General features: G+C 37.8%; 11 protein-coding genes and 4 tRNA genes. 2 read left to right on the top strand and 13 right to left on the bottom strand.

Translation table 11 applies throughout. The features are described 5' to 3' along the window. Positions 1-113 precede the first annotated feature (113 nt). The 5 genes from QZT73_RS10010 to QZT73_RS09990 form a co-directional block, all read right to left on the bottom strand. Positions 114-187, bottom strand: a tRNA-Asp gene (locus QZT73_RS10010). Positions 188-282: 95 nt separating this feature from the next. Then, positions 283-356, bottom strand: a tRNA-Asp gene (locus QZT73_RS10005). Between the two features lie 153 nt (positions 357-509). Continuing rightward, positions 510-582 (bottom strand) — tRNA-Thr (locus tag QZT73_RS10000). Positions 583-706: 124 nt separating this feature from the next. Then, entirely contained in the window at positions 707-2,557 is a 1,851-nt protein-coding gene (locus QZT73_RS09995) for a DUF349 domain-containing protein (RefSeq protein WP_291787916.1), read from the bottom strand. A gap of 51 nt (positions 2,558-2,608) precedes the next feature. Next, positions 2,609-3,178, bottom strand: coding sequence for a YqgE/AlgH family protein (locus tag QZT73_RS09990; protein WP_291784071.1), 570 nt, complete (start codon positions 3,176-3,178; stop codon positions 2,609-2,611). 86 nt (positions 3,179-3,264) lie between these two features. On the opposite strand from QZT73_RS09990, the gene pdxH reads away from it, so the two are divergent. Then, positions 3,265-3,900, top strand: a complete 636-nt coding sequence (gene pdxH / locus QZT73_RS09985; RefSeq protein ID WP_291787914.1) for a pyridoxamine 5'-phosphate oxidase — start codon at positions 3,265-3,267, stop codon at positions 3,898-3,900. 22 nt (positions 3,901-3,922) lie between these two features. On the opposite strand, the gene bshB1 is transcribed toward pdxH, so the two are convergent. From bshB1 to QZT73_RS09945, 8 genes are all read right to left on the bottom strand, one after another. Beyond that, positions 3,923-4,639 carry a bacillithiol biosynthesis deacetylase BshB1 gene (gene bshB1, locus QZT73_RS09980; RefSeq protein WP_291778684.1) on the bottom strand — a complete coding sequence of 239 codons (717 nt, stop codon included), beginning with the start codon at positions 4,637-4,639 and terminating at the stop codon, positions 3,923-3,925. Positions 4,640-4,645: 6 nt separating this feature from the next. Then, positions 4,646-5,692 (bottom strand): M23 family metallopeptidase, encoded by a 1,047-nt coding sequence (locus QZT73_RS09975; protein WP_291778687.1) that lies wholly within the window; start codon positions 5,690-5,692, stop codon positions 4,646-4,648. Between the two features lie 9 nt (positions 5,693-5,701). Then, positions 5,702-6,646 carry a thioredoxin-disulfide reductase gene (trxB, locus tag QZT73_RS09970; RefSeq protein WP_291778689.1) on the bottom strand — a complete coding sequence of 315 codons (945 nt, stop codon included), beginning with the start codon at positions 6,644-6,646 and terminating at the stop codon, positions 5,702-5,704. A 201-nt stretch (positions 6,647-6,847) separates the two neighbouring features. Beyond that, on the bottom strand, positions 6,848-7,711 hold the full coding sequence (locus QZT73_RS09965) for a sigma-70 family RNA polymerase sigma factor (RefSeq protein ID WP_009185926.1): 864 nt from the start codon (positions 7,709-7,711) through the stop codon (positions 6,848-6,850). 87 nt (positions 7,712-7,798) lie between these two features. After that, positions 7,799-9,940 carry a polyribonucleotide nucleotidyltransferase gene (pnp, locus tag QZT73_RS09960; protein WP_291787912.1) on the bottom strand — a complete coding sequence of 714 codons (2,142 nt, stop codon included), beginning with the start codon at positions 9,938-9,940 and terminating at the stop codon, positions 7,799-7,801. Between the two features lie 108 nt (positions 9,941-10,048). Further along, positions 10,049-10,324: a 30S ribosomal protein S15 gene (rpsO, locus tag QZT73_RS09955; RefSeq protein ID WP_291787911.1), complete on the bottom strand. Its 276-nt coding sequence runs from the start codon at positions 10,322-10,324 to the stop codon at positions 10,049-10,051. A gap of 68 nt (positions 10,325-10,392) precedes the next feature. Beyond that, on the bottom strand, positions 10,393-12,204 hold the full coding sequence (locus tag QZT73_RS09950; protein WP_291782885.1) for an LptF/LptG family permease: 1,812 nt from the start codon (positions 12,202-12,204) through the stop codon (positions 10,393-10,395). Positions 12,205-12,280: 76 nt separating this feature from the next. Further along, positions 12,281-12,676, bottom strand: a complete 396-nt coding sequence (locus QZT73_RS09945; protein ID WP_291782887.1) for an START-like domain-containing protein — start codon at positions 12,674-12,676, stop codon at positions 12,281-12,283. A gap of 396 nt (positions 12,677-13,072) precedes the next feature. Here QZT73_RS09945 and QZT73_RS09940 point away from each other — a divergent pair. Beyond that, positions 13,073-13,146 (top strand) — tRNA-Met (locus QZT73_RS09940). The last annotated feature ends 99 nt before the right edge of the window (positions 13,147-13,245 follow it).

The raw sequence follows: 13,245 nt of genomic DNA, 5'->3' as shown, positions 1-13,245 counted from the left end.
TTTCTCCGGATCTGAAGATACACCGATGTAAAAAGTACCGTCTACCAGGGATTCTATGATATATACATAATATTTCATAAACAAAAAAACCCCAGCTTTTAACTGAGGTTTCGCGGAATGGACGGGACTCGAACCCGCGACCTCCTGCGTGACAGGCAGGCATTCTAACCAGCTGAACTACCACTCCTGATATTTTAAGCATAATTTAAAAATATTATTACTTAAAGAGATTTTTGTGCATAATTAAGTACTTAGTATCTATCTTTATAGATATAAAACAAGCGGAATGGACGGGACTCGAACCCGCGACCTCCTGCGTGACAGGCAGGCATTCTAACCAGCTGAACTACCACTCCTAATTACTTTTCAACTCGGACAAACGACCTTCCCGAGGACTCGGGACAGGCATGCTAACCAGCTGAACTACCACTCATGATTCTTATATTCAAAACAGTGAATCAACTTTCCTGAGCTCGGGAAAGATATTACTGAAATCTGTGCAAAAACAGAGCCCCCTGCCGGGATCGAACCAGCGACCTACTGATTACAAGTCAGTTGCTCTACCAGCTGAGCTAAGGAGGCTTATTTTTAACATCCAGCCCTTTGACTGAAAACGTGGTGCAAATATAGATGGTTAGATTGTTCGCGCAAAAGGTTTTAGAAAAAAAATAAAGGGATATTTACTATCCCCTTATTTATGAGTGTATTAAAATTCTCTAAGTATCGAAAGTTTTTTCTTTAATTTCTCAATTTCTCTCTCTGCCTTCTGAATTTTCTCGTCAAATTGATCTTTGAGTTTGTCAGCGGTTTTTGAAGAGGCAAAAAACTCGAGGTTATTTTTCCATAATGTTATGTTATTCTCAAGATCTCCAATCTGTTTGCGAATACCATGTTCTTTTTTATTTAGAACTCTATTGCTATTTGGATCCGCCTGGATTTTGTTGAGATTAAGCCTAAATAAAAACTCTTCCTTATTTCCCCCTTCAATTCCCAGTTTTTTGACATACGTATCAACTGCCTCATTGAATTTGGCTTGTATTTCCTTCATGTTTTTTCTAGGCACAAACCCAATGGTATTGAATTTGCCAATAAGCGTTTCCAACTTTTCTTCACTTAGAGACTCCCCTGCCGCTTCATTAAGTATTTCTTTACAAACAGATTCTTTTTCCTTAAGATTTTCTTCAAACTCTTTATTTATCTGTTTATTTGAATTTCTCCTGTTTTCAAAAAAAGTATCACAGGCTGATTTAAATCTTTTATAAAGATCGTCCCTTACTTTTTCAGGCGTAGGTCCTATTTTTTTCCACTCTTGTTGCAAATTGATGAGTTTGTTGGCCGTCTCCTGCCAATCCGTATTGTTCATCAATTCTTCTGCTTTCGATATAAGTTCCTCCGCTTTATTTTTATTTTGCAAACGAATTTCATCAAGCTCTTTGAAAAAGAGGTTTTTGTTATGAAAAAACTGTTTGAAAAAGCCCCAAAACCTTTTATTGACATCTTTACCAAATTCTCTAGGCACAGGTCCCGAGGCTTCCCATGCTTTCTGGATCTCTAATACTTCTTTGGTCTTGATATTCCATTCTTTTATTCTGGATGCAGAGAAATCCTTAAATTCATCCAGTTTCCCTATCAAAGATTCTTTCTTTTCTAGGTTTTCTTTTAAAACCTCTTTTTGCCCCTCATAAAATTCCTTTCTTTTATCATATATAGCATCAGAGGCAGCCTTAAATTTTTGCCATAATGGCTCTTGCTCTTCTCTTGGAACAGGGCCTATATGTTTAAATTCTTCATGAAGTTCATTGAGGGATTTGATAGCCTCTTTTAAGTCTTCAACTGCATTAAGAGCTTCTGCTCTTTCTACAATATCCAATTTTTGTTCAAGATTCTTTTTCCTATCAAGTTCTTTCAACTCAAAGTAAATACTTCTATTGTCGTAAAACCTGTCCATTAAGGCATTATAGGAAGCCCATAGACTTCTATTCTGAGAAGAAGGTACAGCACCTATACTTCTCCACTCCTCCTGAATCTGTTTGATGGTATTGATACTGTGTGTGGTTTCCTCTCCATCTACCAATTCCCTCAATTTATCCAAGATTTGATTCTTAGCCAGCAGATTTTTTTCTTTCTGCTTTTCCTGCTCCTTTAGAAATTGGGATTTTCTCTCCCGAAAATCATTGTACTGTGCAAAAAATGTTTTGTCTTCATCAGTGGTCCTGTATTGAAAATCATCCGCATTCCCCCCGTTATTTATGAACTCTTGAAGTGCAGCCTCTTTTTCCTTGCTGAAAATTTCATCAAAATGATTTTTGATCTCTGCTACGGTACTGTCAATTTTTAAAAATTTCCCAGACGCTGACAATTCTTTCAATGCAGTTACCAGTTCTTTTTTTGAAAAGTTGGAATAATCTACTTCTTCTGACTCTTCTTCTTCATTGGAAGATTCATCTTCTTCAACCAATTCATTCTCTTCAGTTGTTTCAACCTTACCTTCCACTAAAGATTCATTCTCAGTTTGGGTCACCTTGTCTTCTTCAGACATTTCCTTATCCTTGTCCATAATTTTCCTGTACTATTTAATCGCTTACCTAACAAAAGTAATAAATAGAATTTAATTTAATCTTGGGTCAATTGGATAATTTGCCAACTGCTGGTATTCTCCTCCCATATTTTTCAAAATAATTCTCCACAATTCATCCGGAGAAGCAGTAAAAATACTTTCGGTATCTATTCTATTGGTTACTATCCAAGTGTTTTCTTCCAATTCACTGTCCAATTGACCCGTAGCCCATCCTGAATACCCAATAAAAAAGCGGATTTCTTTTTCATCTATTTTGCCGATCTTTAAGTATTCCAAAAGTTCATCGAATTCTCCTCCCCACCATAAGTCATCTGCAAGCTGAATACTAGCATCAAGCAATTTACTACCTCTGTATATGAAATGAAGCGTGTTTTGTTCAACAGGTCCTCCGACATACACATCGCACTGTAGAGAACTGATATTATCAATCAATTCGTTTAACTTTAAAATAGATAACTTATTCAAAACCAACCCAAAAGATCCATTTTCATTGTTTTCGCATACCAATACAACAGAGCGGACAAAGTTCTCATCTTGTAAAAAAGGCTCAGAAATCAATAAACTCCCAGCTGATACGGATTTGTTTTTATCATCATTCATATCCAAACAATTCTTGTGCTTTTAATTTATATCTAAATTTTTTAAATACAATAAGTATGATAATTTTATACCAAAAAGATTAAAACATGAAAATATCAGATATCCGAATAGATTATTCGTTGAAGTCCCTTGATGTATCAGATGTAAAGCCTTCTCCAATGGATCAATTTCGCTTATGGTTTAATGAAGCCTTGGAAGCAAAAGTACTCGAAATCAATGCAATGAACCTGGCAACGGTACAAAATAATGGCCGACCCAATTCTAGGGTAGTACTTCTAAAGGGGATTGACTCTGGCTTTGTTTTTTTTACCAATTATAATAGCACCAAAGGAAAAGAATTAAAAGATAACCCATATGTAGCCTTGACTTTTTATTGGGCAGAGTTGGAAAGACAGATCCGTATTTCAGGAAAAGTCGAAAAAGTTAGTCCCAAAGAGTCAGATGATTATTTCTTTTCCAGACCATATAGCAGTCAGATCGGAGCCTGGGTTTCTCCTCAAAGTGAAACCATTACAGCAAGGGAAATTTTAACAGAAAAGGAAGCCGATTTGCAAAAAAAATTCAATCCCAATTCCATTACAAGGCCAGAACACTGGGGTGGCTATAGAGTAAACCCAAGTGAACTAGAATTTTGGCAAGGAAGGCCAAGCCGACTTCACGATAGAATTTTGTACAGGCTTGAAAGTACAGGCAAATGGGAAATTTCCAGACTAGCCCCATGATTAAAAAATCCTATTGAGTTTGTTATTTAATAGAGAATAGATCTTCTACTCCAATCATTCGCTCTATGGTAAAGCCTTCACCATATTTAACCATAATGCTGTGTCCCAATTCCTTGGCCCTTGCCTCTAAAAAATCTAAAAAACCCTCAGATGAAATAAAACTCTCAGGTTCTTTATTTTCCGGATCATAAAATTGAGATTTAAAGGCCTTTATACTGGCTATTTTTTGCTCCCAATAACCCGTTATATCAACAACGAAATCTGGTTTGATATAATTATTTTGAATATAATGATAGACAAATTTTGGTCTCCAAGCCTCCTGAGCCACACCATTCTTAAAGGTTTCAATTTTTCTTAATCCACTCATAAAGCAAGCATCCGAAGCCAAAGAACTTCCCTTTCCATGATCTGGATGTCTATCAGTGACCGCGTTAGCCAATACAATTTCAGGCTGGTATTTTCTAATGATTTTTATGACTTCCATTTTGTGGGAATCGTCATTTTTGAAAAAAATATCCTTGAAACCAAGGTTCTCTCTGACTGCAAGATTTAAAATCCTTGCAGATACTTCAGACTCATTAAGCCTTAATTCAGGGGTTCCCCTTGTTCCCATTTCTCCTCGGGTAAGGTCCAATATTCCAACTTTATACCCTTTGGCAACATGAGCTGCTATGGTTCCGGAACAAGCCAATTCTGCATCATCAGGATGCGCTGCAATTACTAAAATATCAAGTTTCATATTTATTTATCTTATTCTTAAGCGTTGTCCAACCCTCAAAACTGAATTGGTTGAAATGCCATTTAAGCGTGTTATCGTACTGATTCTAACTCCGTACCTCCTGGCTATAATACTTAAGTTTTCTCCACTTCTAACTCTATGATAAACTGCCTCCTGAGCTTTAACAACATGTTCAAAACTGGCTGAAGTTATCATATAAATATCAGACCTCAATTTGCCTACATTAAAATCAAACATATCGGTAGGATTAATGGACAATCCCTGGTACCTGACTTCAAAATGTAAATGAGGTCCTGTACTTCTTCCTGTACTCCCTCCAAGTCCAAGGATATCCCCCGCTTTTACTTCCTGACCAACATCAACGAGCAATTTAGAAAGGTGACCATAAAGTGTTTCCAAACCATTTTTATGACGCACAACCACATAGTATCCATAGCCATTCCTATCATAGGACCTAATTCTAACAATACCATCAAATGTGCTGTAAACAGGATCTCCTGTCCTCAATCTTAAATCTGTGCCGTGGTGCCAGCGGTACCTTCTGAACCCAAATTCAGAAGTTATCTGGGTCTGGTCCAATGGAAGTTTCCAATCAGTTCCAAAAAAATTATCATACAATTTAACGTAAACAGTATCCTTAAAATCTTTTGGATTAAAATCATAAATATTGATTTTTTTACTGTCCCAAGAAGAGAAATACTCAAAAGCTGTAACCCAAATGCTGTCTATTAGTATCTGTTCGGACACCTGAACCAACTGATTGGTAGGTGCCCAAATGAGGGAAATTGTGTCTTCAGAAACTATGCTTAATCTTTTTTTAAGATTCACATAATCTTTATACAATAAGGAGTCGGTTTCCCTTACTACATCCTGAAGGTATTTTTGAGAATCAAAAAGACGAATATCCCGCAAAAGAGGGTTATTGGCAGGTGTGTCTGTACCTTTTACCTGCCTTGGTTTTTTAATGATTTTAGGAAAAGTTTGTGCATGGGCCTGATATAAGCCCATGTACGAAAATATTATAGATAAGAGTATAAAATATCTCAACCTCATTCGAATACATTAAACCAATTCCACGGCAGCCAAATACCTTTCCGCATCCAAGGCAGCCATACAACCCGTACCTGCAGCAGTTACTGCCTGTCTGTAAATATGATCTTGGGCATCACCACAAGCGAATACACCCTCAATATTTGTTTTGGTTGATCCAGGAATAGTTTTAATATAACCATTTTCATCCATATCAATTGTTTCTTTGAAAATGGAGGTATTGGGCTCATGTCCAATCGCCACGAAAAAACCGCTGACTTTTAATTCTCTTTTTTCTCCTGTTTTGTTATTGTAAACTCTGACTCCATTTACCTCATCAACCCCTAGAATTTCATCTGTTTCGGTATTCCAAAGTATTTCTATTTTAGGGTTATTCATCACCCTTTTCTGCATAATCTGCGAAGCCCTCATTTCTTCTCTTCTTACAAGCATGTATACCTTAGAACAGATATTTGCAAGGTAAGAAGCTTCTTCACATGCTGTATCTCCTGCACCTACAATAGCTACATCCTGGCCTCTAAAGAAAAACCCATCACATACTGCACATGCGGAAACTCCCTTTCCATTTAATCTTTCTTCACTTTCGATCCCTAGCCATTTCGCAGAAGCACCTGTTGAAATTATAACTGTTTCTGCAATAATTTCTTTTTGTTCGTCCACAGTTACGGTATATGGCCGGGAAGAAAAATCAACTTTGGTGACCATTCCATATCGGACCTGTGTTCCAAACCTTTCTGCCTGTTTCCTAAAATCCTCCATCATCTCAGGTCCCATAATTCCATCGGGATATCCAGGGTAATTTTCAACATCAGTGGTTATGGTCAATTGTCCGCCTGGTTGACCTCCGGTGTACAGAACAGGGTTTAACCCTGCCCTTGCAGCATATATAGCTGCAGTGTAACCTGCTGGTCCTGAACCAATTATTAAAACCTTTGTTTTTTCTATTTCAGAAGACATTTCAATTAATTTTAATGTTAGCAAATTTTGTTAAAATCGATAAGACAACAAAGATTAAACTTGTTAAAATTCCCTAATACGGAATCAAAAGTTTAAAATTACAAAAACTCCAATCCGTAAATGAATCAGTTTAGCTTATAGGCTACAAAAAAAGGGGAAAAATCCCCTTTTTTATGTAATCTAAAACACAGTTTGGTATCATTAACCCAAATAGGGTTTTAGCGTTTTGCTTCTTGAAGTATGCCTTAATCTCCTTATTGCCTTTTCTTTTATCTGTCTTACCCTTTCCCTGGTGAGGTTAAACTTTTCACCAATCTCCTCTAAAGTCATTGCTTGCTCTCCATTTAATCCAAAATAAAGCGTAATCACGTCAGCTTCTCTTGAAGTGAGCGTAGAAAGTGCTCTTTGAACCTCTTTTCTCAATGAATCAGTCATCAAGCCATCGTCAGGCTTCTCATCACCGTCATTTTCAAGAACGTCCAATAAGCTATTTTCCTCACCCTGAACGAACGGAGCATCCATAGAGACATGACGTCCGGAGATTTTCATGGTGTCCACTACCTCCCCTGCTGTCACTTCCAATACCTCTGCCAGTTCTTCAGGTGAAGGCTCTCTTTCAAACTTCTGTTCTAACTCACTGAAGGTTTTACTGATTTTATTCAAAGAACCTACCCTATTCAATGGCAGACGAACAATCCTGGACTGCTCGGCTAAAGCCTGAAGAATGGACTGTCTTATCCACCAAACTGCATATGAAATGAACTTGAAACCCCTGGTTTCATCAAAGCGCTGCGCAGCTTTGATGAGTCCCAGATTTCCTTCATTGATAAGATCTCCAAGAGATAATCCCTGGTTTTGGTATTGCTTGGCAACAGAAACAACAAACCTCAGGTTGGCTTTGGTGAGTTTTTCTAATGCCAATTGGTCTCCTTCACGGATCCTTTTAGCCAGGACGACTTCCTCATCTGCTGTGAGCAAATCCACTTTTCCAATTTCCTGAAGGTACTTGTCCAGAGATTGACTCTCTCTGTTGGTAATCTGTTTGCTAATTTTTAGTTGCCTCATTCGGGAATATTAATTTTCAGTTAAGACACTATTTAATAACAGAAAAACTTTCGAATAAAGTTCAAAGTAATCAATTACTTATAAAACTTAATCTTTTTTATCTGTTTTTTCGGGTTTTGGCAATAAGACCTTTCTAGAAAGTTTGAATTTACCCGTTTTTTTATCGACATCAATCAATTTAACCATGATCTCTTCTCCAGGCTCCAATACGCCTTCCATATTTTCAAGTCTCTCCCATTTAATTTCGGAGATATGTAACAAACCATCTTTACCCGGCATAAATTCAATGAAGGCTCCAAAGGGCATGATATTTTTCACTTTTCCAGTATAGGTTTCCCCAATTTCAGGTTGAGCCACAATGCCTTTGATCCTTGAAATAGCACCATTCATTGATGTCTCGTCATTGGAAAAAATATTGATTTTCCCCATGTTATCTTTTTCTTCAATCACAATGGTAGCTCCTGTATCTTTTTGGATTTCCTGAATGACCTTACCGCCGGGGCCTATCACGGCACCGATCAATTCCTTAGGAATACTCATATTGAAGGATCTTGGTGCATGGGGTTTTAAATCCTCTCTGGACTTGTCCAGCGTTTTACTGATCTCTTCAAGGATATGCAACCTTCCATTTTTGGCTTGATAAAGTGCTTCTTTCAACACATTATAATCCAATCCTTCAACTTTAAGGTCCATTTGACATGCCGTAATTCCTTTTTCAGTACCTGTGACTTTAAAGTCCATGTCTCCTAAGTGGTCCTCATCTCCTAAGATATCAGATAATATGGAATAATTCCCTGTCTTTGCATCTGATATCATGCCCATTGCAATTCCCGTTACTGGGGATTTGATTGGAACACCTGCGTCCATGAGTGCTAAAGAACCCGCACAAACCGTAGCCATGGATGATGAGCCATTGGATTCTAATATGTCAGAAACTATTCGAATGGTGTATGGATTATCATCGTCTTTTGGCATTACTTTTTTCAATGCCCGCATGGCAAGATTACCATGCCCTACCTCCCTACGGCCAGGCCCTCGGTTAATCTTCACTTCTCCGGTTGAAAACCCAGGAAAATTATAATGTAGGAAAAATTTGTTGTAACCTGAAATCATGGCACCATCTACCATTTGTTCATCCAATTTGGTTCCCAAAGTACAGGTAGTGATCGATTGGGTTTCTCCTCTTGTGAAGATGGCAGACCCATGTGCTGAGGGTAAATAGTCAACAACGGACCATATTGGCCGGATTTCATCTAGTTTTCTACCATCCAATCTCTTCTTTTCATTCAAAGTAAGATTCCTGGCTGCTTCTTTATGGATTTTGCTGAAATAAGGACCAATAAGTGATGCTTCAAACTCATGCTCTTCTCCTAAACTTTCAATAAAGCCTTCCTTGATGGCCTTGATCATTTCAGACCTCTCAGATTTATTTGAAATTTGCTTGCTAACTACATCATAACACTTTCCATAAAGTTCTGCATGCATTTTTTCAAACAGGGCTGGATCGGACTTTTCGTGATTGTAAACCCGCTTTTCTTCTTTCCCTACTGCCTTTGTCAACTCCATTTGAACCAAACAGTGCTTTTTGATCTCTTCATGGGCATATTGAAGGGCTTCGACCATTTCGTCTTCCGAAATCTCATCTGCTTCTCCTTCTACCATCAATATATAATCATTGGAACCGGCGACAATAAACTCTAAAATTGCACTTTCAAGCTCTTTAGGGCTTGGGTTGATTTTAAGTTCTCCATTAATCTTAGCCACACGCACTTCAGAAATCGGTCCATTGAAGGGAATATCAGATACCGCCAATGCAGCTGATGCTGCCAAACCTGCCAAACAATCAGGAAGCACATCTTCATCAGCGGACATCAAAGTAATATTGATCTGCGTATCTGCATGGTAATCATCTGGAAAAATGGGTCGGATAGCCCTATCAACAATTCGGCTGATGAGAATTTCGTAGTCTGAAAGTCTACCTTCTCTTTTCAAAAATCCACCTGGAATCTTTCCTGATGCAGCAAATTTCTCTTGGTAATCAACAGACATAGGTAGAAAATCCACCCCTTCCTGCGCCTCTGGCTTGGAAACTACTGTTGCTAAAAGCATAGCCTTTCCCATTCTTACTACAACAGATCCGTCTGCCTGTTTTGCTAAAGCACCGGTCTCAATTGTAATTTCTCTTCCATCCGCTAACTGGATGGACTTGGTAATCAAATTAGGTAACATAGAATTTTGTTAAGAAATAATGTAGTAAAGGTTTAAAAGTAAGGCTTAATATCAGGGGGAAATAAAAAAGTAAGGTTCTCACCATGAGAACCTTACATTAGAATGTAATTATTTACGTAATCCAAGTTCTGCGATTATAGATCTGTACCTTTCGATATCATTTTTGACCAAATAGTCCAACAGTCTTCTTCTTTTTCCAACCATCTTCATCAAACTCAATCTTGATGTATGGTCTTTTTTGTTAATTTTCAAGTGCTCAGTCAAATGCTTGATCCTGTACGTAAACAACGCAATCTGCGATTCCGGTGATCCGGTATCAGTTTCAGCTTTTAACCTGCCATGATTTTTGAACAACTCCGCTTTTTTCTCTGAGGTTAAATACATGTCTAGTTAAATTAATTTGTTTTAAAACAATTGCAAAGGTAATACCTTTCTTTTGATTTTAAAAGCCCTCAATTGGTTTTGACAAGCATTCTTCTGAAAAACAGCCTCAGTTTTTTGAACAACTCTGTGTAATAATCCACCTCAAATAAGCGGGCATCTTTCCGCGCCTGTTTTAGAAAAAACAAACCGAAAGGAAGAAGAACCAAAATTGAAAACCAAGTTCCCAAAAGTGGATCCGTAATACCTTCTTTTGCCCATTTCTCTCCAGTAATAGTCAACATATAATAAATGATAAAGAAGATGATGGATACAAGTACCGGCATTCCCAATCCACCTTTTTTGATAATGGCCCCCAATGGTGCTCCTATTAAAAACATGGCAATACAAGCCACTGCTGTGGTGTATTTTTGATACCAAGCGATCTGAAACCTCCTGAACTCTCTTTCTAAATTATTGATTTGGGTCAATTTACTACTAAAATTATTTTTCAGGGTACGGGCATTGTTCATCGCAACAGTGGCAGATCTACTTCTGTAATTACCCTTTTCAATGATAGAGTCCATATTTGCTCGCATCTCTGGTGTAAATTCAGTGATTATACTTTTTCCAGAAGCAGGCTTCGGTACATTACCAACTGTATCCTCGGCCAATCGTTGGCTATTGGTATCATTCTCTTTGCTCAATGTAGTTACATTCCTACGGCTAGTTGAGGTTGGCGTAACGCCCTTTTTTTCCAGAATAGGTTCAATTTGAAGTGAATCCAAAAGAAGGTTCTCAGTGCTGTCCGAAAGTAAAACAGTGGAACTGTCCCTATCGAAAAATAATGAATCCATATTCTCCGAGCTTGCTTGGATCTTTCCAGAACCTTCTTCCTTTTGCGAGCTTTGCCTGGATTCCCTGGATTTAGCCCTAAGCACCCTTATGGAATCATAATATTCCTTTCGCTCCACGATATCGACGGGTGGCGTCATTTTATTGTTTCTTCCAAAATAACTGTACGAAGATTCTGTAGTCAAGTAGTTGTAGTATACAATGCTATTAATTTCTCCTGCAATGGAATCCAATCCTTGTCTCAATTTTGCAATATTCATGATAGACCTATTGGTAGACCATAAGTCTTCCGGCGTCCTGTTCATCTGGAAAGATTCCAAATTGAAGATCATTTCATTTTCGGAAAAATTAGTCCTGCTGAAGTCAACAGGTTTTTCACTGATTCCTCTTGATGCTCTTGATTCTTTATAATTCACACCATTGTACAAAGTAAGCCTCATGTACCGGTCATTAAAAAAAGACTCCATTCTGCCAGAGTCCGCCAAGATTACATTGATATTGCCCTGACCAGATGAATGGTCATATATGATGATATCTTTTAACCTTACATCATCCAATTTTCTATTGACTTTAATACTGTAATTTGGGATTCCCGCATAAAAAACTCCTTCCTTTATATCTAAAGAAGGTGATTTCATTCTGATGTCGTATAAAAGACTAAATGTCTTAAGATTGACTTTAGGTACAAGGTAATTATTAGACAAATATGCAAAAAATGTAAGTATTACAACAAATATTCCAATTGGACGCAAAGCCCTCAACAAAGAAATTCCACTTGCCTTTATAGCTGTTAGTTCGAAGTGCTCACCCAAATTACCAAAGGTCATCAGCGATGATAATAAAACAGCCAGAGGGAATGCCATAGGGGAAATACTGATGACAAAATAGGATATAAGTTCCATATAGATCATAAATCCCAAACCTTTCCCGAATATTTCGTCGAAATATTTGAGCATATTTACAGTGAGTAGAATAAAGTCTACCACTACAAAGGTCAAAAAGAAAGGCCCTATAAAAGAACCTAAAATTAGCTTATCCAGTTTTTTCATTCGCTACTGTGCCCTTCCAAAATCTGTAACGGCAAAGTTGGTAATAATATTCAATTTTCCTTCAAAAAAAGCAACTTTAACCTCCAATTATCTCCTTCAATTGGCTGACAAGGTTCTCCCATATGGATTCCTGCTCTTCATCATCATATGAATTGCTATAATCAATCACTTTTAAAAAGAGGGTCTGTGTCAATTCATTTTCTTCAATTTTAAACTCAATGTAAGAATGATCGGACTCATCTGGATTTTTTGGGTCAAAAAAGTCAAATTTCACATGATAATTACTCCTTAATGCAACAACTTTGGCATGGTGTTCTTCTCCATCATAATTGAAAATGAAATTCTTATCTTCGTTGATGGAAACATCATCAGCAAACCATTCTGCAAGTCCACTTGCAGTACTTAAATAAGGAAATAAAATTTTCCTTGAAGTATTGATTTGATAATCAGCTACAAATTTATTCTTAACCATAACCATTTCTTTTTAATTATTAAAAAAGACAATTTTTACTCTTTTTTGTTTGCAATTCATCTAGCAAGCCTTCATATTTGCATTCCGATTTGGAAAAGACGCTCAGAAGTTTAGAGCTAAGGATTCATATCCGTAACTACCTTCAGGCAGACGCTGCAGTGGACGAAAATCCCAGCCTCCGTCAAATTGGCATTATTACATTACCTGGCGAGGTAGCTCAGATGGTTAGAGTGCAGGATTCATATCCGCCGCGGCGGACGGCAGTCCCAGCCTCCGTCAAATTGACATTATTACATTACCTGGCGAGGTAGCTCAGATGGTTAGAGCGCAGGATTCATATCCGCCGCGGCGGACGGCAGTCCCAGCCTCCGTCAAATTGACATTATTACATTACCTGGCGAGGTAGCTCAGATGGTTAGAGCGCAGGATTCATAACCCTGAGGTCGGCAGTTCGATTCTGCTCCTCGCTACAAGCCCCACTTTTGGGGCTTTTTTATTTAAGTCTTTTACCTAAATATGTTCTGTGTCTACGTGCTCTATTCTTTTTCCGCTAACAAACTCTACACCGG

This window comes from Cecembia sp. (assembly GCF_007126775.1).
Taxonomy (GTDB): domain Bacteria; phylum Bacteroidota; class Bacteroidia; order Cytophagales; family Cyclobacteriaceae; genus Cecembia.
Note: the sequence above shows the minus strand (reverse complement) of the source record. Positions and strands in the feature narration are given on the sequence as shown.

Bases quoted from the DNA above. Each gene is read 5' to 3' on its own strand.
- QZT73_RS09995 (WP_291787916.1), bottom strand. From the start codon at position 2,557: ATGGACAAGGATAAGGAAATGTCTGAAGAAGACAAGGTGACCCAAACT.
- QZT73_RS09990 (WP_291784071.1), bottom strand. From the start codon at position 3,178: ATGAATGATGATAAAAACAAATCCGTATCAGCTGGGAGTTTATTGATT.
- pdxH (WP_291787914.1), top strand. From the start codon at position 3,265: ATGAAAATATCAGATATCCGAATAGATTATTCGTTGAAGTCCCTTGAT.
- bshB1 (WP_291778684.1), bottom strand. From the start codon at position 4,639: ATGAAACTTGATATTTTAGTAATTGCAGCGCATCCTGATGATGCAGAA.
- QZT73_RS09975 (WP_291778687.1), bottom strand. From the start codon at position 5,692: ATGAGGTTGAGATATTTTATACTCTTATCTATAATATTTTCGTACATG.
- trxB (WP_291778689.1), bottom strand. From the start codon at position 6,646: ATGTCTTCTGAAATAGAAAAAACAAAGGTTTTAATAATTGGTTCAGGA.
- QZT73_RS09965 (WP_009185926.1), bottom strand. From the start codon at position 7,711: ATGAGGCAACTAAAAATTAGCAAACAGATTACCAACAGAGAGAGTCAA.
- pnp (WP_291787912.1), bottom strand. From the start codon at position 9,940: ATGTTACCTAATTTGATTACCAAGTCCATCCAGTTAGCGGATGGAAGA.
- rpsO (WP_291787911.1), bottom strand. From the start codon at position 10,324: ATGTATTTAACCTCAGAGAAAAAAGCGGAGTTGTTCAAAAATCATGGC.
- QZT73_RS09950 (WP_291782885.1), bottom strand. From the start codon at position 12,204: ATGAAAAAACTGGATAAGCTAATTTTAGGTTCTTTTATAGGGCCTTTC.
- QZT73_RS09945 (WP_291782887.1), bottom strand. From the start codon at position 12,676: ATGGTTAAGAATAAATTTGTAGCTGATTATCAAATCAATACTTCAAGG.